At 52.6% G+C, this 22,671-nt stretch carries 19 protein-coding genes; 12 read left to right on the forward strand and 7 right to left on the reverse strand.

Annotation, left to right across the window (positions count from 1 at the left end; all coding sequences use genetic code 11):
- The first annotated feature begins 12 nt into the window (after positions 1-12).
- The 8 genes from ACN0R1_RS06195 to ACN0R1_RS06230 all read left to right on the forward strand — a co-directional run bounded on the left by ACN0R1_RS06195 (position 13) and on the right by ACN0R1_RS06230 (position 9,729).
- Positions 13-933 (forward strand): alpha/beta hydrolase, encoded by a 921-nt coding sequence (locus tag ACN0R1_RS06195; RefSeq protein ID WP_417580986.1) that lies wholly within the window; start codon positions 13-15, stop codon positions 931-933.
- 79 nt (positions 934-1,012) lie between these two features.
- Positions 1,013-1,543, forward strand: a complete 531-nt coding sequence (locus ACN0R1_RS06200; protein ID WP_417580988.1) for a phosphatase PAP2 family protein — start codon at positions 1,013-1,015, stop codon at positions 1,541-1,543.
- 3 nt (positions 1,544-1,546) lie between these two features.
- Positions 1,547-2,590, forward strand: a complete 1,044-nt coding sequence (locus ACN0R1_RS06205) for an MJ1255/VC2487 family glycosyltransferase (RefSeq protein ID WP_417580990.1) — start codon at positions 1,547-1,549, stop codon at positions 2,588-2,590.
- Between the two features lie 343 nt (positions 2,591-2,933).
- A complete protein-coding gene (hemB, locus tag ACN0R1_RS06210; protein WP_417580992.1) occupies positions 2,934-3,941 on the forward strand; it encodes a porphobilinogen synthase in 1,008 nt (335 codons plus the stop codon).
- A gap of 10 nt (positions 3,942-3,951) precedes the next feature.
- Positions 3,952-6,120 (forward strand): polyphosphate kinase 1, encoded by a 2,169-nt coding sequence (gene ppk1 / locus ACN0R1_RS06215; RefSeq protein WP_417580994.1) that lies wholly within the window; start codon positions 3,952-3,954, stop codon positions 6,118-6,120.
- Between the two features lie 78 nt (positions 6,121-6,198).
- Complete coding sequence (locus ACN0R1_RS06220) at positions 6,199-7,113, forward strand: hydrogen peroxide-inducible genes activator (protein WP_417580996.1); 915 nt, start codon at positions 6,199-6,201, stop codon at positions 7,111-7,113.
- Positions 7,113-9,182, forward strand: a complete 2,070-nt coding sequence (recG, locus tag ACN0R1_RS06225) for an ATP-dependent DNA helicase RecG (RefSeq protein ID WP_417580998.1) — start codon at positions 7,113-7,115, stop codon at positions 9,180-9,182. Before ACN0R1_RS06220 ends, recG begins: the two co-directional genes overlap by 1 nt.
- A 37-nt stretch (positions 9,183-9,219) precedes the next feature.
- Complete coding sequence (locus ACN0R1_RS06230; RefSeq protein ID WP_417581000.1) at positions 9,220-9,729, forward strand: DUF501 domain-containing protein; 510 nt, start codon at positions 9,220-9,222, stop codon at positions 9,727-9,729.
- A 55-nt stretch (positions 9,730-9,784) separates the two neighbouring features.
- On the opposite strand, the gene ACN0R1_RS06235 is transcribed toward ACN0R1_RS06230, so the two are convergent.
- Together ACN0R1_RS06235 and coaD are read right to left on the reverse strand one after the other, a co-directional pair.
- On the reverse strand, positions 9,785-10,036 hold the full coding sequence (locus ACN0R1_RS06235) for a YfhL family 4Fe-4S dicluster ferredoxin (RefSeq protein WP_417581002.1): 252 nt from the start codon (positions 10,034-10,036) through the stop codon (positions 9,785-9,787).
- A gap of 20 nt (positions 10,037-10,056) precedes the next feature.
- Positions 10,057-10,545, reverse strand: coding sequence for a pantetheine-phosphate adenylyltransferase (coaD, locus tag ACN0R1_RS06240; protein WP_417581004.1), 489 nt, complete (start codon positions 10,543-10,545; stop codon positions 10,057-10,059).
- A 284-nt stretch (positions 10,546-10,829) separates the two neighbouring features.
- Here coaD and ACN0R1_RS06245 point away from each other — a divergent pair, with 284 nt between their 5' ends.
- Complete coding sequence (locus ACN0R1_RS06245; protein WP_417581006.1) at positions 10,830-11,438, forward strand: TetR family transcriptional regulator; 609 nt, start codon at positions 10,830-10,832, stop codon at positions 11,436-11,438.
- Here the strand turns inward: ACN0R1_RS06245 and rsmD are convergent.
- A complete protein-coding gene (gene rsmD, locus ACN0R1_RS06250) occupies positions 11,416-12,078 on the reverse strand; it encodes a 16S rRNA (guanine(966)-N(2))-methyltransferase RsmD (RefSeq protein WP_417581008.1) in 663 nt (220 codons plus the stop codon). The two genes, ACN0R1_RS06245 and rsmD, sit on opposite strands and share 23 nt — an antisense overlap.
- Positions 12,079-12,097: 19 nt before the next feature.
- Positions 12,098-13,312, reverse strand: coding sequence for a hypothetical protein (locus ACN0R1_RS06255; RefSeq protein WP_417581010.1), 1,215 nt, complete (start codon positions 13,310-13,312; stop codon positions 12,098-12,100).
- A 46-nt stretch (positions 13,313-13,358) separates the two neighbouring features.
- Between ACN0R1_RS06255 and ftsY the strand changes: the two genes are divergently transcribed.
- From ftsY to ftsX, 3 genes are read left to right on the forward strand one after another with little or no spacing between them, the layout of a single operon-like run.
- Entirely contained in the window at positions 13,359-14,717 is a 1,359-nt protein-coding gene (ftsY, locus tag ACN0R1_RS06260) for a signal recognition particle-docking protein FtsY (protein WP_417581012.1), read from the forward strand.
- Between the two features lie 9 nt (positions 14,718-14,726).
- Positions 14,727-15,395, forward strand: coding sequence for a cell division ATP-binding protein FtsE (gene ftsE, locus ACN0R1_RS06265; RefSeq protein ID WP_151058338.1), 669 nt, complete (start codon positions 14,727-14,729; stop codon positions 15,393-15,395).
- The gene (ftsX, locus tag ACN0R1_RS06270) at positions 15,385-16,365 is read left to right on the forward strand and encodes a permease-like cell division protein FtsX (protein WP_417581014.1); all 981 of its coding nucleotides are present in this window, start codon (positions 15,385-15,387) and stop codon (positions 16,363-16,365) included. The genes ftsE and ftsX overlap by 11 nt, the downstream gene beginning before the upstream one ends.
- A 64-nt stretch (positions 16,366-16,429) precedes the next feature.
- On the opposite strand, the gene ACN0R1_RS06275 is transcribed toward ftsX, so the two are convergent.
- The 3 genes from ACN0R1_RS06275 to ACN0R1_RS06285 form a co-directional block, all read right to left on the reverse strand.
- Entirely contained in the window at positions 16,430-17,953 is a 1,524-nt protein-coding gene (locus tag ACN0R1_RS06275) for a surface lipoprotein assembly modifier (RefSeq protein ID WP_417581016.1), read from the reverse strand.
- Between the two features lie 155 nt (positions 17,954-18,108).
- Complete coding sequence (locus ACN0R1_RS06280; protein WP_417581018.1) at positions 18,109-19,068, reverse strand: hypothetical protein; 960 nt, start codon at positions 19,066-19,068, stop codon at positions 18,109-18,111.
- A gap of 65 nt (positions 19,069-19,133) precedes the next feature.
- Complete coding sequence (locus ACN0R1_RS06285; protein WP_417581020.1) at positions 19,134-22,382, reverse strand: TonB-dependent receptor domain-containing protein; 3,249 nt, start codon at positions 22,380-22,382, stop codon at positions 19,134-19,136.
- Positions 22,383-22,671: the final 289 nt, after the last annotated feature.

Below are 22,671 nucleotides of genomic sequence, written 5' to 3' on the forward strand. Positions count from 1 at the left end.
GTGTATGAAATCATGAATAGTTTTTTCGATCCGGTAGGCTTGATGTCCGATACGGTCAATGAGTCTACAGAAGACCGGCAACTGCTCCGGGATAAGCTCGGACTAAACCCATTCCTGGCACAACGTGAAGTGCTGGTATTGGGTGACCAGGAATTACATTGCGAACTCTACAGTCACAGTAAAACGGCACCAATAATCATTTTTCTGCCAGGTATAGGTACTTATTGTGAGCTGTACGCTGAGTTACTGGCTGGAATCAGTGCTCGGGGCTTCAATGTGGTGGGTATTGATTTGCGCGGCCATGGCTACTCTGGTGGCAGTCGCGGTGATTATCGCGTTGAGCAAGTTATGGAAGATATGAAACTGGTGGTCGATAGCCTGACACAGCGTTTCACCGGCCCAGTGGGTGTCTATGGCTACTCTATAGGTGGTTTGCTTGCGGTAGCCTTTGCTGAGCGAGATGCACGGGTTAAATCCGTGTTGTGCGGTACCTTACTGGTAACGGAGATCGCACCAGACCTGATTCATCAGTTTGGTTGGAGTATGACCTGGGGTAGTGCCATATTCTTCCCGCAGTTGAAAGTGCCGATGAAAAGCTTTATTGATTATGAGCAGCTGTTGGAAGGCCATCCAGCGGCGACTGAAATCAGTCAGGATCCGCGTATCGTTTATGACTATCCGCTGGGTACGCTGGCCAGTTTGTTCACTCATAGCAGTGGCACCATGAATAAACGTTATGACTTTAACGCCGCGATTATCCATGGTGAACATGATGAGGTCTTGCCGCTACAATACTCCAAGCAGGTCGTGGCAGCTATGACGCACCCGTTTGAGTTGATTGAGCTCAAGGGCGAAGGACACATGATTCCCTGGGATAACCCCAGCAGGTTGGTGACTGAAGTTAGTGACTGGTTTGTACGTTCGCTGACATAAAACCGTCATCTGTTATTCATCTGTATGTCACTTTTACAACGGCATAATGCCATCATGCAATTCAAAGCAGGATGGCAGCATGCAAAATGCACTGGAAAAGCTCAGTGCCGCTGATACCCGAATCTTTTTCTGGTTCAGTGGCTATAGAATATTCCGGCCGGTTGAATACGCCAGTCGCTGGGTATCGCGTTGTGGTGATGGCTATCTTTATGGCCTGGCTGGCATACTGCTATTGTTATTGGAGCCTCTGCAGGGGCGGCATTTTTTTGCAGCAGGGGCGTGGGCTTTTGCGCTTGAACTGCCTCTGTATTTGTTATTGAAAAACACTATTCAGCGTGACCGTCCCTGTCATGCGCTGTCACAAATCGAAGCGTTGATAAAGCCCTCGGACAGGTTCAGTTTTCCATCCGGCCATGCCGCCGCAGCCTTTTTGTTTGCGACGGTGGTCTCAGCTTTTTATCCACAAGCCGCCGTGATTATGTATCTGTTGGCAGGTATTGTCGGGCTGTCTCGGGTCCTGTTAGGTGTGCATTACCCAGCCGATATTTTGGCAGGCGCATTGCTTGGTTATGTATCGGCAGAGTTGGTGCTGGTGTTTCTGGGTCATTAATTAATGCGGATACTCTATGCGGTACAGGCAACTGGTAACGGGCATATCACCCGTGCCAGGGCCATGCTGCCTGCTTTGCAGCAAGCGGGAATTTCAGTTGATTTTTTGTTTAGTGGCCGTCCACGTGAGCAGCTGTTTGATATGCAATGCTTTGGTGACTTTCGGCACTATCAGGGTTTTACCTTTAAGACTGAAGCGGGTAGTGTCAAGCGCTGGCAAACGCTCAAGGCGGCGGGTGTTACGCAATTTTTTGCAGACGTCCGTTCTATTGATTTAAGTGGCTATGATCTGCTGTTAAATGACTTTGAGCCAGTGACGGCCTGGGCAGCCAAGCGGCAGAAACTCCCTAGCCTCGGGTTGGCCCATCAATATGCCTTGCGCTATCGTTTGCCTGGTACACGCAAGGCTTTCTGGCTTAAACGGGCAATAGACACCTTTACCCCGCTGGATCGCTGCCTTGGAGTGCATTGGCAGGCGTTTGATCAACCCATACTGCCCCCCTTGCTGGCGCTGAATGCAATCCCCCCGACGCCATCTGACGATCAGCAGCCGTTTGTATTGGTCTACTTGCCCTTTGAAGTGACGGATCAGGTGGTGCACTGGTTGCAGTCAATGCCTGGTAGCAGGTTTATGCTGTATGCCGATGTGCCTGACGTCGCTTACCTGAAAAATGTTATTCTCAGGCCGCTCAGTCGCGAAACTTTTCCTCGGGACTTGCATCAAAGCCATGGCGTTATCTGTAACACCGGCTTTGGTTTGTGCAGTGAGGCCCTGATGCTGGGGAAAAAAATCCTCACTAAACCCTTGTCGGGTCAGATTGAGCAATACTCGAATGCCTGTATACTGGAGCAGATGCAGCGAGCTACGGTGATGCAAGCCTTTGATGAAAAGTTGGCTTTGAGTTGGCTGGAGCAGCCCAATGTGGCGCCTGTGGTGTATCCTGATGTTGCGCAGCACCTGGCCAGATGGTTAAAGTCTGGTACAGACTTACAAGGTACACAGCTGGTAGCTCGGGTGTGGCAGGAAGTGAGTCAGCGTTCAGTATAAAGCTGAAGAAATTTCTATAATGTACTGATTTAAAAGCCTGAAAAGGTAAAGGGGGCGCATTATCCGTAATGCGCCCCCTTTATTGGCGGTCCTTATCCGTGCGATCCCGAACATCATGTTCTTGCTATCCCGGCATCCCTGGTCGCTTTGCTTGCCATCCGTATATTCAGTCCATGAACAGGAGATCCATGGGGCTTATTATGCCAGTCATACAGAAAGTTGATATAGGAGTTTTTCCTAAAAATCAGTTTTTTTGAAAAAATCTCTATTTTGTCACTTGGGGTTTTTGTCATACTCCTGTCATGTTTTATTCGTTCAATATCTATCTTCAAAGGAGCCTAACGTGGGATTTAATAACAGCCAGCGCTACTATCCGGAAACTCGCATGCGTCGTATGCGTGTGGATGATTTTTCCAGGCGTCTGATGCGTGAGAACAGGCTGACACCGGATGACTTGATCTATCCGGCTTTTGTTATCGAAGGACAGGGTGAACGTGAAGCGGTTGCTTCCATGCCGGGGGTCGAGCGGCTGAGCATTGATCTGATGGTGAAGCAGGCGCGTGAGTTAGTCGATTTGGGTATTCCTGCCATTGCCTTGTTTCCGGTAACCCCGCTGTCGGTGAAAACTGAGCTGGCTGAAGAGGCTTTTAATCCAGATGGTCTGGCCCAGCGTGCTGTACGTGCGATCAAGGATGCCTGCCCCTCATTGGGAGTGATCACTGATGTGGCATTGGATCCGTTCACGACACATGGGCAGGATGGCATCATTGATGAATCCGGGTATGTGCTGAATGATCGCACCGTAGAAACCTTGGTGGCACAGGCGTTGTCTCATGTAGAGGCTGGTGCTGATATCGTTGCGCCCAGTGATATGATGGATGGGCGCATAGGTTATATTCGCGCTACACTGGAAGAGCAAGGCCATGTAAATGCGCGCATCATGTCCTACGCTGCCAAGTATGCCAGTGCCTACTACGGCCCTTTCCGTGATGCTGTAGGATCGGCGGCTAATTTGGGTAAAGGCAATAAATTTAATTACCAGATGGATCCAGCCAACAGTGATGAAGCCCTGCATGAAGTGGCACTGGACCTGGCTGAAGGCGCCGACATGGTAATGGTTAAGCCCGGCATGCCCTATCTGGATATCGTGCGGCGGGTGAAGGATGAATTAAAAGTGCCGGTATTTGCTTATCAGGTGAGTGGTGAATATGCGATGCATATGGCTGCCTTTCAGAATGGCTGGCTGGATGAACAGAGTGTGATGCTGGAGTCACTATTAGCGTTCAAGCGCGCTGGTGCGGATGGCATACTGACCTATTTTGCGGTTAAAGCAGCGCGTGCGCTGAACTGAGGAGTTAAGAATGAACGAAATGAGCATCGATCAGGCTGAAGTGGAAGCCACTGCGGCGGCCGCTTTATTGGAGAGTCGGGAGATTTTACCGACGATTGAGCCGATCGAAGAGGTGCCTGTTGATCTGAAGGCATCGGAGCTGTATATCAACCGCGAGCTGAGCCACCTGCAGTTTAATGTTCGGGTGCTGGAGCAGGCGTTGGATGAAGGCTACCCGTTACTTGAACGTCTGATGTTTCTGCTCATTTTTTCCAGTAACCTGGATGAGTTCTTTGAAATACGTGTTGCTGAGCAACTGCGACAGCTCAAGTATGGGCGTGAAGATGTTGGCCCGGATGCGATGTATCCACAGAAAGTACTGGAGAAAATTCGCGAAATCTGTGAAATCAATGTCGACCGTCAGTATAAAATTCTGAATGAAATTATGTTTCCGGCTCTGGAAGCACAAGGGGTGCGTTTTCTGCGCCGGGGCAATTGGGATACTGAGCAGCGTCGCTGGGTCAAAGAGTATTTTGAAGAAAAAATCCTGCCGGTCATCAGTCCAATCGGGCTGGACCCATCACACCCTTTTCCTCGACTGGTCAACAAAAGTTTAAACTTCATTGTGCAGTTGGAAGGAAAGGATGCCTTTGGGCGTGAAACCGGGTTGGCGATTATTCCTGCCCCTCGTTCCCTGCCACGGCTGATACGTCTACCCGATGAGCTGTGTGAACCGGGCGATAATCTGATTTTTCTGTCCTCTGTTATCCATGAATTTGCCGATGATCTGTTTCCAGGGATGAAAGTGCGTGGCTGTTATCAGTTCCGTATTACCCGTAATGCCGACCTGAGCTTTGATGTTGAAGAGATAGAGGATCTGGCTCGTACCTTGCGTGGCGAGCTGCACTCGCGCAAATACGGTGATGCGGTCAGACTTGAGGTAGATCAGCGTTCCCCGGAAGAGCTGATCAGTGTGTTGATGGCTGAGTTCAAGCTGGAGGAAAACCAGGTCTATCGGGTCAATGGGCCGGTAAACTTGAATCGCCTGATGGCCGTACGTGATCTGGTGGATCATCCCAACCTGCGCTGGAAACCCTTTACTCCGGGTGTGCCGGGTAAGCTGAAAACGGAAAAAGATGTGTTTGCCATTTTGCGTCGCAATGATCAGTTGCTGATGCACCCCTTCCAGTCCTTTACTCCGGTGATTGATTTGTTGCGCCAGGCGGCTAAAGACCCGGATGTTATTGCGATCAAACAAACCCTTTACCGTACTGGGGTGAAATCTGACATAGTCAATTCTCTGGTGGAGGCCGCCCGTAACGGTAAGGAAGTCACTGTGGTGATCGAGCTTCGGGCCCGATTTGATGAAGAAAGCAACCTGCAGTTGGCAAGCCGCCTGCAGGAAGCTGGCTGTCTGGTGGTATACGGTGTGGTGGGATATAAAACCCATGCCAAGATGATGCTCATCATCCGCAGGGAGGGTAATAACCTGGTACGTTACTGTCATCTGGGGACGGGTAATTACCACTCAGGCACCGCACGCTTGTATACCGACTACAGCTATATGACCAGTGATAAAGATGTTGGCGAAGATGTTCATAAGGTGTTTCAGCAGTTAACCGGTATGGGCAAAATCCAGAAGCTGAAAAAGCTTTTCAATGCACCCTTCACTCTGCATGCGCGGATGCTGGAGCTAATGCAGAATGAGATACGTAGCGTGCAGGCGGGTAAGGAAGGCCATATCATCATCAAGGTGAATGGTCTGACTGAGCCGAAGCTGATTCGAGGCCTGTACGAGGCCTCACAAGCCGGAGTGAAAATCGATCTGATTATTCGGGGTATGTGTCGACTGCGCCCTGGCTTGCCGGAGATTTCGGATAATATTCGGGTACGTTCCATTATCGGGCGTTTCCTTGAGCATACCCGGGTTTACTATTTTGCCAATGGTGGGGATCCTCTGGTGTACTGCAGCAGTGCAGACTGGATGGAACGCAATATGCTCAACCGGGTTGAAACCGGCTTCCAGTTGACTGGCAAGAATGCTGAGCGTATCGTGCGGGAACTGGAATATTATATGCGTGATAACTGTCAGAGTTGGGAGTTACACTCAGATGGCAGCTATACGTTACTGCAGCCACAGGAAGGTGAAGAGCGCTTCAGTGCTCAGCAGGTGTTGCTGGAAGAGTTTGCCAAGGTCTGATATTCCGGTATTGCTCGGTATCGGCTGCAGCGGGTGAATCAGGCAGAACCCGTCTACCTCAACATCTAAGGAAACTGCATGACACTCACAGAGTTACGTTACATCGTTACCCTGGCTCAAGAACAACATTTTGGTCATGCAGCGGAACGTTGTTTCGTGTCTCAACCTACTCTGTCTATTGCAGTAAAAAAGCTGGAAGACGAGTTGGGTGTGGCGCTGTTTGAGCGCAGTAAAAGCGCTGTACGGGTCACGCCGGTAGGCGAAAAAGTAGTGCGTCAGGCGCAAACTGTGCTGGAGCAGGCTGAGGCCATCCGCGAGATGGCCAAAGCAGGCAAGGATCAACTGGCCAGCCCGCTTCGTGTGGGTGCTATTTTTACCATCGGTCCTTACCTGTTTCCGTCGTTGATTCCGCATGTGCAGCAGTTGGCACCACAGATGCCGCTCTACATCGAAGAAAATATGACTGAAACCCTGCGCGGAAAAATCCGTAATGGTGAGCTGGATGCGATTATCATCGCCTTGCCTTTCAATGAACCCGATGTGCTGACACGACCCGTCTATGAAGAGCCTTTCCAGATGGTACTGCCGAAAGGGCATGCGCTAAGCAAACAAAAAAGCATCAGTCCCTCGGCCATTGGTGAATTACGTATGTTGTTATTGGGCGAGGGACATTGTTTCCGGGATCAGGTGTTGGAAGCTTGTCCTACCCTCAATCAGTCTTTCCACAATCAGCACACCGTCACCGAAGGCAGTTCGCTGGAAACCATCCGTATGATGGTTGCTTCGGGACTGGGCTGCAGTGTATTGCCGCAATCGGCGATAGAAGGACATCCATCCAGCAAGCTGGTTGAAGTCCGTCCCTTTACCGACCCGAAACCCAAGCGTACTGTCGCTATTGCTTGGCGTGCCAGCTTCCCTCGACCACAAGCGATTGAAATACTGGTGCAGGCTGTAAACCGTTGTCAGGTTCGGGCGCCGCTAGTGGAGGTCTGATGCCAGGGAAGCCGGTCAGGGAACTCAAAGGGGTCGGGACAGCTCTGGAACTTAAGCTGACCAAATTGGGTATTCTGACGCTGCAGGATTTACTCTTTCACCTGCCGATACGCTACCAGAATCGTACTCACATACGTCCAATGGGCACACTGCAACCAGGCGATGAAGGGGTTGTTGAAGGCGAGTTGCGCTTGGTTGATGTGGTTACTGGCCGTCGCCGTAGTCTGTTGTGCCGTTTGCAGGATGGTACTGGGCAACTCACACTGCGCTTTTTTCACTTCAGTGCCGGGCAGAAAAATGCCTTAAAACCCGGTGTGCGGATGCGTGCCTTTGGTGAAGTGCGTCCCGGTAGTGCCGGACTGGAAATGATTCATCCGGAATATCAGCTGCTAGCCTCTAGCCAAACACCACCACTTCCTGAGCAGGCGTTGACTCCGGTTTATCCGCTGACCGAAGGGCTTACTCAGCCGCGCTTACGCAATCTCATAGAGCAGGCTCTGGAGCAGCTCAATCAGGCGGAGCTGCCAGATTTTTTGCCGCCTGAAATACGTCGCTCAAGTGCGTTGCCTGAACTGAATCAGGCACTGCGCTATTTGCACCACCCGCCCCCAGAGGCTGACCAGCAGGCTTTACTGGAGGGGCGTCATCCTGCTCAGCGTCGCTTGGCGTTGGAAGAGTTATTAGCGCATCATTTATCACTTATCCGTGTTCGTCAGCGTATACAGCATCAGGGCGGTTGGCCTTTGCCTCCAGCCAAGGAGTTGGAGCCAGCTTTTTTACAACGTCTACCCTTCGCGTTAACGGACGCTCAACAACGCGTCATCGCTGAAATTGCTCAGGATCTGTCTACGGATGTACCGATGCTGCGTTTGGTTCAGGGCGATGTTGGTTCAGGTAAGACGCTGGTGGCCGCTCTGGCGGCGGTACAAGCCATAGCCGCCGGTTATCAGGCCGCGATCATGGCACCCACTGAAATCCTGGCCGAGCAGCATTATATTGCCTTCAGTCAGTGGTTCGAACCTTTGGGTATACAGGTGGCCTGGCTGGCCGGTAAGGTGAAAGGCAAGCAGCGTAGTCAGCAGTTGGAGTCGATCTCGCTGGGTACGGCGGCACTGGTAGTCGGCACCCATGCGCTATTTCAGGACGACGTGAAGTTTGCCCGGCTGGCACTGGTGGTAATCGATGAGCAGCATCGTTTTGGCGTGCACCAGCGTCTGAGCCTGCGTGAAAAGGGCCGGGATGGCATCCGGGTACCACATCAATTGATTATGACCGCTACACCTATCCCACGAACCCTAACGATGAGTGCCTATGCCGATCTGGATTGTTCGGTAATCGATGAATTACCGCCAGGCCGTACACCGGTGAATACCCGGGTTATTTCTGATACACGACGCGATGAGGTGGTGGCAAGGGTGCGCGAAGCCTGTGCTCAGGGGCGGCAAGCCTACTGGGTCTGTACCCTGATTGAAGAATCAGAAGTGCTGGAGTGTCAGGCCGCTGAAGTCACGGCTGAGCAGTTGGCACTGCAATTACCGGAGTTGCGTATCGGTTTAGTGCATGGTCGGATGAAGGCGACGGAGAAAGCCGCTGTTATGGCGGCATTCAAGGCGGCTGAACTGGATCTTCTGGTGGCTACGACGGTGATTGAAGTGGGGGTGGATGTTCCCAATGCCAGCTTGATGATTATTGAAAATCCGGAGCGTCTCGGGCTGGCGCAGTTGCACCAGTTGCGTGGTCGAGTGGGGCGAGGTTCGATCGAGAGCTTCTGTGTGCTTATGTACCATGCGCCCTTATCGCGACAGGGGCGTGAGCGTTTGCAGGTGATGCGGGAAACGACCGACGGATTCCGTATCGCTGAAAAAGACCTGGAGCTGCGCGGTCCAGGCGAAGTGCTGGGCACTCGGCAGACAGGGATGATGCAGTTTCGCATCGCTGATCTCGAACGGGATGCTGACCTGCTGCCTCAGGTTAAAATCCTGGCAGCGAATCTGCGCGATCATCCGCAGGTGATAGACGCATTGATTCTGCGCTGGATGGGCAGCAGTGAAACCTATGCTCAGGTATAATTGTGATTTTTGATGAGCGACAAGGCACGAATTCAGCATGCAACCCACCCCCGAACAACTGCAGATTATTACCCGTCAATTAGGGCGCAAACCCAGAGGGATAGCCGCTATTGCGCATGCGACACCAGCGGGTGTGCCCGTGGTGCTGCAAATGCGCTCTCTGGTCGCGGATAAACCCTTTCCAACCCTCTATTGGCTGTGCAGTCAGGATTTGGATAAAGCCATAGCGCGGATTGAAAGTACTGGCTGGATTAAAGCGCTGGAAGACGAGTTGCAGCAGGATGACGCGCTTCGGGATGTCTATCGGCAGCAGCAGATCGCCTACGTGGAGCAGCGCTGGCAATTAATGAACGCCGTTGATCGTGCACAGATTGAAGCCCTCGGCTTTCAGGAGTTGTTCAATAAACTCGGGATAGGGGGGATCGCGCAGTGGGATAAGGTGCGTTGTCTGCATATGCAGTATGCGCATCATCTGGTGGCTGACAATCTGGTCGGTCAGCGTATGGATGCAGAATTCGGCCTGGATCAGCTACCGATCAAGTTTTGACACTACTTGAGGTCGAGATAAAGGACGTGGGCAGTGGAAACTGCCCACGAGGCCATTATGATTGGCCAGTCAACTGCTTGTATTTGTCCATCAGCATCTCTTCAGTCTCGACATGGTCGGGATCTTTAGGGATGCAATCGACTGGGCAGACTTCAACACACTGAGGTGTATCGTAGTGTCCGACACATTCGGTACATTTGTTCGGATCGATTTCATAAATTTCTTCGCCCGGATAAATTGCCTCGTTAGGGCATTCCGGCTCGCATACATCACAGTTGATGCATTCATCGGTGATGATTAAGGCCATTCGGCTACCTCATTGACTCGTTATACGGTTTTTGAACTCAGGTATGCTATCAGTGCATCCGATACTTCGGGGTGTACAAACTGACTGACATCTCCACCTAATGAAGCGATCTCTCTTATTAGTGTAGAAGAGATGTAGGTAAGATGTTCAGCCGGTGTTAAAAACAGGCTTTCGACATCCGGGCTCAGCTTGCGGTTCATATTGGCCAGCTGAAACTCATACTCAAAATCGGACACCGCTCTCAAGCCGCGTAGAATAATATTGGCACCTTCGCGCTTGATTAGTTCAGCCAGTAGGCAATTAAAGCCTACAACACGTATATTGGGCAGGTGGCTGAGCGAGGTCTTTGCTAGAGAAACTCTGAGATCTAATGGCAGTAGTGGGCCTTTTTTAGGGCTCTCTGCTACGGCAACAACAACCAGATCAAACAGCTTGCTGGCGCGTTCAACCAGATCAGTGTGTCCGTTAGTGATCGGATCAAAGGTGCCGGGGTAGACTGCCGTATTCATAGTATCCTCAGGGATTCTGCTGAGTATTTGCGCGGATGTTAACGGAAACGCTCGCAAGGCACAAATACAAAAATAGCATGTCCTGAGTTAAATCAGTAATAAATGCAATAGACCCATACATTCTGGCTATATATTCAGGCGACTTTTACACCGTATGGCTGTGGATTGGCAGATGACACTTTGGTTAAATAAACACTTCCTGCTTGCAAAACAGTAGATTAAGAGCCTACATTTATACATGGTGTTGATAATTTAAACGAACAGCACTTGATCGAGGGAAAGTCATGCCTAGGCGTACAAAAGAAGAAGCAGAACAGACACGTCGTACTTTGTTAGCTACTGCAATGACGCTTTATGCCGAGCGGGGGGTTAACCGGGTTTCCTTAAAAGAAATCTCAGCGGCCAGTGGTGTTACCCACGGCGCCCTTTACTGGCATTTTCGTAACCGTGATGATCTGTTGCAGCAGTTATATCTTATGTCAGGTCACCCGTTTGAGCTCCAATATATAGAGCAGCGTCAGTCGGCCAAACAGGACCCGTTACAAGCACTGCATGACTATCTGATGGGGGTGGTGCGTGCTTACGTTGAACAGGTCTCTTATCGCCGAGCCTATCGAATATTTTTTACCAATCCAGAGCTTCCAGAACTACTGAATCTGAGAGCACAAGTCGAGGCTGATCAGGCTCTCGTATGCGAGCACATTCATTATTTTCTTAAGCAAGCGAAAAAGAAAAAAATGCTACGCAAAAAGTTGCCCCTGACCACCGCCTCACAGGCGCTGTCAGGCGTACTGAACAGCCTGATAGCCAGTTCTATGGTTCAGGTCGGTGAGGATGTCATGAGTCAGGCTCGGCTGCTGACACAGATATTCACTGATGGGGTGCGAAGCTGAGATCAGATTCAGAGATGGTGCTTTGTGGCTCATCACGTTGATAAAGCCGATAGCTGACCTGGCCCGCAGTTTTTTCACGGTAAAGCACCCAGTTTTCTGGTAAACCATCTGCTTGCCAGTCACTTTCGGTTTCGATATAGATCAGTGCATTACTGTTGAGCAGGTTGCGCGTTTCCAACAGGGTAGCGGCAGACTTGATTAGATTCTGCCGGAAAGGCGGATCGAGAAATACCAGATCGTATCTCGCTTCCTGATCAGCCTGTTTCATCTCCAGCCAGTCAAGAACAGCGGCACAAATAACGTCAGCGTTCTGTGCTTTGAGCAGGTTTAAATTCTGGCGTACCTGATGTACCACCTCCGGTGCTCTGTCTACAAACGTGACCGAGGCAGCGCCGCGCGACAGGGCTTCAAATCCCAGCGCACCACTACCACAAAAAAGATCCAGACAGGCGGCTCCGGGTGTGCTGGTTTGTAGCCAGTTAAACAGCGTTTCTCTGACGCGATCAGGGGTTGGACGCAAGCCGTCGATGGTGGGGAACGGGAGTTTACGACTGCGCCAATCACCACCGATAATACGTAGTGTGGAAATGTCATCTTTAGGTAAGATTTGGCGGCGGGCTGCACTGTTGCGTCGGCTCATTGGTTCATATTTCCCAGTTTCAGAAAGGTTTAAGCGTCACGCTGAGCTGGTGATCAGCATTGAGTAAGAACTGCAACTGCTGACGAATGGCATCGGCACTGAGCTGCTGCAGTGCTGTTGCATACGAGAGTTCACTCCCTAGAGGTAATCCCAATAGGGCCGTCAGCTCCAGCCACTGGTGTTGAAAATCAGGATGGCTATAGCGTTCTGAAAATTGTTCAAGTAGTTGCGCTTGTGCTTGCAGCAGCAGACTATCAGAAATTTCGTCAGTAATCAGCTGAGGTAGCACCGCCGAGGTGGTTTTCACCAGCGGCTCACTCAGTATCAATGCCAGGTGGCTTTGCGGTGGCAGTGGTTGCCAGATCAGGCGATAGTTACGTCGCTCATTTTGTTGCTGCAACGCGAGCTGGAGTGCCAAAACCGCCGCCCGATTGAGGGCCAGTGAGCTTGTATCCGTTATAGCCGGGGATGGCCAGGCCAGTAGTTGGTGCGGCGTAGATGTGTAGCCATCCAGCAGGTAGGTCGTCGCACTGGGTAAGCCTCTATCTTTTTCTGCAGGGATTACCTGAGTAGGTTCACCCACACCCGCTTCAAGATCTGGTCCTGTGAGTAAGAGTTGCCAGTGGTTGTTGTCAGATATGATCGGTACTTGCCAGTGTTCCAGTTCCGCCATCAGACGGGCCTCTGGTTGCTGTATATCCAATCGCCACTCGGCCAAAATACGCTGCTGCTCAGCGGCATTTAAGGGGGAATGGGCAGCGTGTAGTTGCTGCAATAACCAATTGAGCTGTGTTTGAGTGGGCTCGGCAGCCATTTGCAGCCTGAGACGGATCAGCGCTGTTTCGTGTGTCAGGCTGGGTTGCCAGCCAAACTGCTTCAACTGCGCCTCGGACTCGGGCAGGGATAGACGCTGTCGGATGGCATGGTAATGGGTGGCTTGCAGTTGTCGCCCTGTCAGTCCGAAGGCTGCTGATGTGCTAAGCAGCGCATCGAGCTGATAGTGGTCTTGGGTGTCGATCTGCATCCGCCAGTGAGTGGGTTCGGCTTGCCAGCTGATAGGCAAGGCTTGCCTTGGCTTTTCTCTACCTGTTGCACTAAGTAACACGATGGCAATGGCGACCGCCCAGGCCAACCAAAAAAGGTAGCGTCGATTAAACAGAGGTTTATACGTCGATGGTGGCATATTCGTTCCGATCAGGTTTGTCAGCAGCCGCTCTGTGGTAAGATAACGCAATTTTTCAACCTTTATCTACTATTTAGCAGGCGGACTGAACAGCTTTATGGAATCTATCAACACCTGGATGCTCAATAATGGCCTGGACCCGGCTCTACTGCCCTATATGGCAGCGGCACTGGTGTTGCTGGTTATCATCATTATTATTGTGGCTCGGAAAAAGCCGAAAGAGGCGATTAAGCCAGAAAGTATCGAAAAAACGGCTCAAGCTGACAGTGCGCCAGCGGTTTCTGCAACTGAAGATATGCCTCAACCGGAGGTAGCCGCGAAGGAAGCTGAATCAGTTGCTAAGGTTGATACTTCAGAGCAAGTTCTGGTTGAAGAGCCTTCAGAAAAGCCGCTTGACACTGAGCGACCTGTTGTCGAATCTTTTGAGCCTGAGCCTGAGCCTGAGCCTGAGCCTGAGCCTGAGCCTGAGCCTGAGCCTGAGCCTGAGCCTGAAATAGCCCCCGTACCAGTCGTTACGGCCGAAGCACCAGAGCAGCGTAAACAGCGCTTGTTTGAGCGTATCAAATCCGGTCTGAGCCGAACCAAGGCGACCCTGACTGCCCAACTGGGCGATCTGTTCAGTGGTAGCAGTGAAATTGATGACGACATGCTGGAAGAGCTGGAAACGCTGTTGCTGATGTCAGATGTAGGGGTGGAAGCTACCACCGCCATTATTGAAAGCCTGACTGAGAAAGTGGCTCGCAAGCAACTCAAAGATCCGGCGGCCCTGAAAGCCGAGCTAAAAGCTGAATTGATCGCCCTGTTGTCCGGTGCTGAACAGCCTTTGGTTCTGCCAGCCGAGGGTAAGCCGCGGGTTATTCTGGTGGTTGGAGTTAATGGTGTAGGCAAGACCACGACTATTGGTAAAATGGCCAAGCGTTTCCAGTCAGAAGGGCAGTCAGTCATGCTGGCAGCCGGTGATACCTTCCGTGCCGCTGCCGTGGAGCAGTTACAGGTATGGGGAGAGCGTAATCAGGTGCCGGTTATTGCGCAGCATACCGGTGCTGACTCAGCCTCGGTTATTTTTGATGCCTTGCAGTCAGCCACAGCACGTAAAACAGATTTATTGATTGCCGATACCGCTGGACGCTTGCAGAACAAAGACAACCTGATGAATGAGCTGAGCAAGGTGGTTCGGGTAATGAAAAAGATCGATCCGGATGCGCCGCACGAAGTATTACTGGTATTGGATGCCGGCACCGGACAGAACGCCATCAGTCAGGCCAAGCAGTTCCAGGAAGTCGTAGGTGTGACTGGTATTGCCCTGACCAAGCTGGATGGAACGGCCAAGGGCGGTATCATCTTTGCTGTCGCCAAGCATTTTAATCTGCCAATTCGCTTTATCGGCGTGGGTGAGCAGATTGATGATTTGCGTCCATTCCGGGCCGAAGAGTTTGTTGATGCGCTGTTTGACTGAGGTCTGATTATGGCAGCTATACGCTTTACCAATGTAGGCAAACGTTATAGCGGTGGTTTTGATGCGCTAACGGGTGTGGATTTTGCGCTGGAATCAGGTGAAATGGCATTTTTGACCGGCCACTCGGGCGCGGGCAAAAGTACTCTGCTAAAGCTGATCATGCTGATGGAACGTCCCAGCCGTGGACAGGTTCAGGTAGGTGAGCACGACCTGGCCAGTCTGACTCGTCGTAATATTCCGCAGCACCGCCGACGTATCGGCGTGGTGTTTCAGAATCATCACCTGCTGTTTGACCGTAGCGTGTTTGACAATGTGGCACTGCCTTTACAGATAGCCGGGTATGATCCAGCCGATGCCGCACGACGAGTGCGGGCCGCACTGGATAAAGTGGGTCTGCTGATGCGTGAAAAGCAAAATCCGATTGCACTGTCCAGTGGAGAGCAGCAACGGGTGGGTATTGCTCGGGCGATTGTGCACAAGCCAGCATTGTTATTAGCGGATGAGCCGACCGGGAACCTCGACCCAGAGTTGTCTGAAGGGGTGATGCGCTTGTTTGAGCAGTTTAATCGTATCGGCACCACCGTACTCATCGCCAGCCATGATCTGTCACTGATTCAGCGTATGCGTCGGCGCACGCTGGTGTTACGTGGTGGGAGGTTAGTTGCTGATGGCTGCTAAACCGCAGGACAAAGCTCCTCGTCGAGGTGCCGAAGCACACAGGGTGAGTTGGACTGATCATCTGCGTGGCTGGTTGCGTCACCATCTGGAGGTGGCGCTGCAGGCGTTATTGCGTCTCACTGTTACACCTATTGCCTCGTTGATGACCCTGGCTGTGTTGGCCATCGCACTGGCACTACCCGGTTTTATGTTTACCGTAGTCAATAATATTCAGCAGTTCAGTAGTGGTTGGGACACCAGCCCTCGCATCATGCTGTATCTGAATCAGGATGTGAGTGATGCCCGTGCTGAGCAGCTCAGTCTGGAGCTGATGCTACACGATGGACTATCAGGTATTGAGTTGATTGATCGTGAACAGGGGCTGCGCGAATTTTCGGGTTATTCTGAGTTTGCCACGATGCTCAGCTTGCTGGACAGCAATCCCTTGCCTGCCGTCATTCTGGTGCTGCCCGCTGATCATTCGACGGCAGGCCTGCAGCAGTTACAGCATGAGTTGGCCGGTTTGCCTGAAGTACACGAAGCCACACTGGATATGGAGTGGATTCAGCGCTTGAATGCCTATCTGCTTATGGCTGAGCGATTTAGCTGGGTGTTGAGCGGGTTGTTGGCCTTGGCGGTGTTGCTGGTGGTGGGTAATACTCTGCGCATGACACTGGAGAGTCGACGGGATGAAATCCTGGTTGCCAAGCTGGTGGGGGCCACTGATGCCTGGGTACGACGTCCTTTCTTGTATTCGGGTTTCTGGTACGGCTTGATCGGTTCTCTGTTGGCTTACGTATTGATTCAGGTGTCTTTGTATCTGATTACCGGACCGGCTAATCAACTGGCTGAACTCTATATGAGTAGTTTTGTTCTGACGGGGCTGACGGCAAAAACATCCCTGATTTTGATTGTAACAGGAACAGCACTGGGACTTGCCGGTGGGTTTATGTCGACTGGTCGGCATTTGCGCGCAATCGAGCCGAGCTGAGATATCCGTGCATTCAGCGTCTGAAAGTGGTGATTGAGCCAGATGTAAACCACCTTTACGACAATTAAAAATGTCGGCGTAGCATCAAACTAATTTCACTTTGTTCAAAGCCAAAGGCCCAATCCAGGTTGCTACGGTTTATGCTATGACGGATTCGTAGTTCTGGTATCAAGCCCGCCAGCGTCCAGCCATTGAGTCCTACGCTAACAATATACACCTGTTGTTGGTCACTTCGGCGCTCTCCTAGAAAGGCATCATGAGCATCGTGACGACTGGCACGGTAGATACCCATCGCATTGACGAAAGCTCCGGCTGGTCCTGGAAAAGCGTGGTATACGCCGCTACGTAATGACCAATCCTGATTGCTGGCGGCTTCGATATTGTATTCTTGGAGGGTAAGTGTTAAACCACCATAGAGACGGGTATTCGGGTGCGACGCATAGCTGGCAGTCACTCCCCATTGGAACTGGTTATGATCTCGACCTATCTGCTGCTCTTTGTGAGTATATTCATAGCGTTTTGCATCTAGCCGAGTATTGAACTGCCAGCGTCGGTTCAGCGTATGTCGCCACTCAAGCTCCAGCCCATGAGCCAGATAGGTGCTATGGCGGTTGCGGTAGTTATGTTCGACATAAGGGGCCAGTGATAGGCTATTACTGGCATCAAGATATTGATAACCCATCTGCAATACACTCAGGTTCTGACTGAAATCATAGATCAGAGCAGTGTCTGACGGGTTGGTTTGCGCATAGTAGTTGCCATAGCTAAGTAAGTTCAGGCGTAGATTATGGTTATTGGACAGGTTAAAGCGTCGTTGCATTGACAGTTCATATTTAAGCACGCTGGAGTCGATAGCTTCCGGCATTTTGCGTTCGAATAAGCAGATTCCGGCCAGTTGACTCAGGCAGGAATAGTGGCCATTACCTTGATTAATATTACTGTTATAGCCTGCACCCAGTGCCAGACTGCCGTGCCAATCAGCACGCTTCTCAAGTGCTTGTTGGTATTGCTGTACCAGCATTTGCGCATGGGCTGGTAAGCCAGCGTCCAGCGCCTGGATAAATCCAACCAGTGCCTGCTGATCTTGATAGTTCTCAAACTCTAATCGAGCTAGCTCCAGACGAATACGTGGATCCTGTGGCTCCAGTTCTCGCGCTTTTTCCATCTGTTGCAGTGCCTGTGGATAATTACCCTGAAAGCGAGCTAGCAGGCTGTGTGCCATGGCTACCAGAGCAGGACGATGCCCTGAAAGGCTTTGGTAACGGGCGATAAAATCCGGTAGCAGTGTCCACTGGTTGCTGTTGATGGCAATATAAATGGCGGGTTCCAGCGCCTGTAGCTGGTTCTGTACCTGATAAGTATGTCCTTCATACATCAGGGTGCCTGGCGGCGGTGCCAGGGTATCTTCTGCCTGTGCTCGTTGTTCGGCAGAGCGGTGAGTCTGGTCGAGCAGAAAACGGGTATCGTCATCATCCGCTTGTACTGCAGTGGTCAGAGCCAGTGCCGCTAACACTAGCCACAGGGCTGTGCGATGATATAAACCAGAGTGAGCAGGTCTGGTTGGAATGCGGTGTGAGCAGCAGAACATAAAACTCTTCCGAGATGGGTTAGCGCTGGGTAGAATGGGACCGGCGAACCGGTCCCATATTGGTAAGTCCTGATATGGATGCCGAGCCAGGATTCACCCGGTATCGTCGGTTTGACACGCTTCACTGGTGGCAGCCAGTGGAGTGTGGTCAAGCATCAGGGCGTGATGGTGCCGCTGATTTTGCTGCCGCCAAAAGCAACATCGTCAGCGACGCCCGCTCCAGCCTTGTGAATGCCAGCCAGGGCTTCTGCGCCGTTATAGAAACGGCCGTCGATGTTGCTGCCATTACTGAAGGTGCCATCGCTGTTAATTGAGGTGTTCGCAAAACTCAGCGTGCTGGTACCCCGAGCAATAGACCCGGAAAGCGAGCCTGAGCCGGATGAGTAGCTGGCGGTCAGCGTACCGGTATACAGGTTCGGGTTATCCGGCGATCCGCCGGCGGTAGTGCCTACACCATTGATACCGATCACACCGTAGGTGGCGCTAATGGCCGTCGGCATGGTGGAAGCATCGACCGCATCGTCACCCACGTACCAGACGGTGCGCTCGCTGCTGGCCATGTTCAGGTCCGTGCTGTCCTGGGGCGGTGTGCCGTCGGCCCGGGGCGCCCATTCACCGAAGTAGACACCTTCGCCGACCGGCAGGGGCTGTGCCGGGTCCGCGGCGGAGCCGGTGCTGTTGGCGCCCACCTGGCCAATCACCAGGCCGCCGAACTGCGGCGCGAAGGACAGAGTGGTGATCTGGCGTACGCTGTTGATGGCGAAGTTGGCGTAGCTGCTGCCACCGCCGTTCACCGCTGCGTCGGCCTTCCACACCTGGGCCACGGAAAGCCCGCCAAACAGGCCCATATCAGCAGGCGTCATGATGGCGCCGTTGCCATGGTCGTCGATGGCGTTGTTGGAGCCGTTGATTGGCCCGTCCGCCAGGTCGATGTAGCTGCTGGCGCCGTTCAGCGCCACGCCGGAATTGCCGCCGCCAAACAGGATGTGATTGGACTCCCCGGTTTCCACACCGGAGATATCCGAGCTGCCGCCTTCCACATTCGGGGACGCAGCAAAGGCCGTACCGCTGCCCACCAGTGCCATGATTGCCAGTGCTAATGTTGACTTTTTCATATATTTTTCCTCTTGATTGATAGTGATGAAACACTGGTTTTTTTCGATAAAAACCAGCAAAAAAGCTAGAAATTAACCTTCAGCCCGGCGGTCAGGGTGCGCCCTGGTCCCGGCATCAGGGTCTTGGCCATGGGGTCCAGGTAGTATTCGTCGGTGACGTTGGTCACGCCCAGATTGAAGGTGATGGAGGGGTTCACCTGGAAGTTGGTGTAAAGGTCATGCAGCAGCACCGATGGGGTGTAGAAGGTGTCCACGCCCTGGCGGAACCACGCATCCCGAATTGCGTAATCGTTATAATCCGAGACACCCTGTTCGGAGGCCAGCAGTTTATCCAACTGGTCGTTTTTCACCGCGGAGTGGTAAGTGCCGCGCCAGCCCATGTCCAGGCGGCTGTTCAGCAGGCGGGTGCCAAGGGTCATGTCGATGGAGTACCTGGGTAGCAGACTGCTGCCGCTATAGGTGCCGGGGAAGCCGCCGGTGACACAGCTGGGAATGCGGTTGTAGTAGGGGTCCATGCTGTAAGCATAATCTTTGTCGCAGAGCTCCTGCTTCAACCGGTAGGAAGCCCCGAGGCTGCCGTAGAAACCGCCGGTGTCGAAACGGGACTGCAGTTCGATACCACTGGTTTTCTTCTTGTCGTACTGAATGACATCGTAATAGAAGGTTCGGTCGATTAAGTCCTCAATTTCGGTGTTGTAGTAGCTTACCCGTACGTCGGCGAGTGCCAGGGCAGGGAAGAACTGGGTCAGGTTGTGGCTGTAGCCTACCTCCCAGTTGGTGCTGCGCTCGGGCTTGCTGGCGCCGTTTACCGCCAAGTTGCCGACGGTGCCGGCACCGTCGATGATGGCGCTGGAGGTCAGCTCGTTGATGCTGGGGAAGCGGGTAGTCTGGGCGTAGCGCACGAAGGCGGTGCCATGGGAGGTCACCCGGGCGGTGGCGCTCAACACAGGGCTGAAGGCTTCGCCGGACTGCTCCTCGGGCATATCCCAGGCCTGGCCGGCTTCAATATCCTCATAGACAGCAGCGCCATGGGTGCCAGCCGTTTTGGTTCGGTCATAGATTCTGACAGGAGCCTCCACCACCTGCCCTTGTGAATTGATCGTGGTAGCCGTTTCAGTTGGGTCGATGGGGGAGTCGGCAAGGGGACTCTGTGATGAATCCAGCTTGCCATCCACCATGGGTACAAATACTTCGTGGGTCCAGTAATAGGCAGAGGTGTTACCGTCCCGGAAAACTCCGTCTCCTCTGAATGCATTGAAAGCAGCACCAGCCTCTTCCCACGCCGCCATGGCTGGCGTGGTCATCCCATTGGCTCTGGCATCCCAATCCGCCGGGGTAAGCGCGGCGTCAGCATCAGCCCTGTTGTTTAAGAGAGTATTGTATGTATCCGCCTTCTCTTCCGTTAACAGCTCACCGTAGACCAGCCTCTCCCCGGTCTTGACCCGCTTGGCCGCAAAAAATGCCTCCTGCTGGCGGCGGCGCTCGGCGGTGCCGGTATCCTTGCCGGTGTAGTGCAGGTAGCGGGTGCCGGCGGTGAGGGTAAGCCAGTTGGTGGGCTGCCAGGCCAGGTTCATCATGGCTGAGTATTCCTTGCGCTCGCCTGAACGTGGGCCGAGGCGGTCGGAGGAAGCAAACAACATGCCGCTATCCGGCGCCACGCCCCCGGTGGTGCTGGTCAGGCCATTAGCCCCGGTGATCTTCTCGTCCAGAGTTTCCTTCTGGTAGCCGCCGCCGACGGTGAATTGCAGAGAGTCGGTCAGCTGCATCTGGTTGCTGAAGTCAAAGCCGGTGCGGTCGTGACTGGTCCACTGACGGCCCCTGGAGACAATGGTGCCGTCGTGTTCCGGCTCCGGGATCATGCCTGGCGCCACTTCTTCCCAGACGGTTTCCCAGAAATTCAGTTCGTCATAGGTCGCCTGGTCGACATCGATTGTGTAGGGGGCGGCGCCGGTCTGGTAGCGGGTACCTTCTGTCTTTGTGTGCCACAGGCTGGTTTCCAGGTTGAGCCAGTTCGACCCTTCGGGCTTGAAGTCGTAGCTCAACTTGTATCTATCGAGCCTCAACTCCGAATGCGGGAATTCGTATACGAACTGCCGTTCGTTTGCCCAGTCTCGGTCCGGCTCAGCTTGTTCCGCACCCTCCCTGTAGCCCCACAGCAGAATCGACTGACCGGGGGTGGTTTCACCAAACTTCAGGTCGGTACGCATGAACTGCAGGCTCAGTTGCTGATTGTTGGGAAAATACCAGTTGTTCTTGAACAGCGTGGTTTTGGTTTCGTTGGAGGTGTTGAATACCTCGTTCCCCGGGTAGTACAGCTTGGTCAAGTTGGGGATGTACCTGTCTGTGGTATCTTCGGCATAAGGATCATGTCCGGAATATTTGTCGGCGTTGCTTTTCCCGGCGTAATAGTTGCCCGAGGATCGTTCGCTGTGGGCCAGCAGTACATCCATAAAGTCGTTGCGCCCGGCGATGGCCAGCATTCCTGAATTGTCTTCGAAGTTGAGGATATTGTCGTCGCCCTTGATGCGTGGGTCCTGCGAGGGCACATTGATCGTTGTGACGGCGGTCCGCTCCGTTCCGGGGATGTCGCGATAATCCTGGCCGTAGACGGAAGTGGCGTCGAAACGTGGCTTGCTGGTATTGCCTGATGTCTCAAGGTCGACCTCGATACCGAAGCTGTTGCCTTCCGGAATAATGTCGTTGGGTTCGATGGTACGGACATTCACGGCCCCGCCGACGCCGCTCGTGATGCCGCGACTCAATGAAGGGCCCTTTTCCACTTCCACACTGCGTACCAATGCCGTATCAAGATAGCTGCGGTTGCCTGCGCCAAAGAAATGCAGCCAGACGTTGGTGGACTGCTCGGTGCCGTCAACGGTAAGGGGAGTGCGTCCTTCGCCGGTGATGCCGCGGATATTGGGGGTAATGGACTGGCTGCTGCGCGTGTCCATGCTGTAGACACCGTTCATGCCCTTGAAGATGTCGCCGGGGTTGGCGGTCTGGTAGCGCTGTAGCGATTCCCGGTCGATATACAAGTTGGTGATGTTTTTATCGTAAACATCGTTATACCCTTGTTCGTCAATATCAATCAGTGAATGCTGAATAATAAGGGGGAAGAGGGTAATGTCACTGGTCGATGGCTGCGCGGCTTGGTCTTGTTCATCTTCTGTCTCCGTTGATGATGCTATATCCATAGCCGTTTGGGCCGACGCAGAGGGGGCCGACAGGATGATACATGCCAGCATAGCGGTGATGAATGTGCGTAGGGGCCAGGTATTTTCAACGTGCTGGTAAACTGTGATATTGGTTTGCAAGGGCTCTCTCCTCATGGTTAATGTCTCCCTGAATCGATTGACTGGTGTTCTTGCGCACCGCCGTGTCGAGTGTGGCCGGCATGGCAATAACCAAGTACTCGACTTTATAGACCTCTGGCTACAAATAAGAATGATAATTATCAATTTTTAGAAAATGTTTCTTTTTCCATAAAATTGACCTTGATTGAGGTCTGGACATAGAGCAAGCAGGGGAAAAGTTCATGAAATACACTTTGATGAAATTCTTGATTTTGAGAATCATTATCAGTTATAGTTGGCTGATATTCTT

It is taken from the genome of Nitrincola sp. (genome assembly GCF_048264025.1).
GTDB lineage: Bacteria > Pseudomonadota > Gammaproteobacteria > Pseudomonadales > Balneatricaceae > Nitrincola.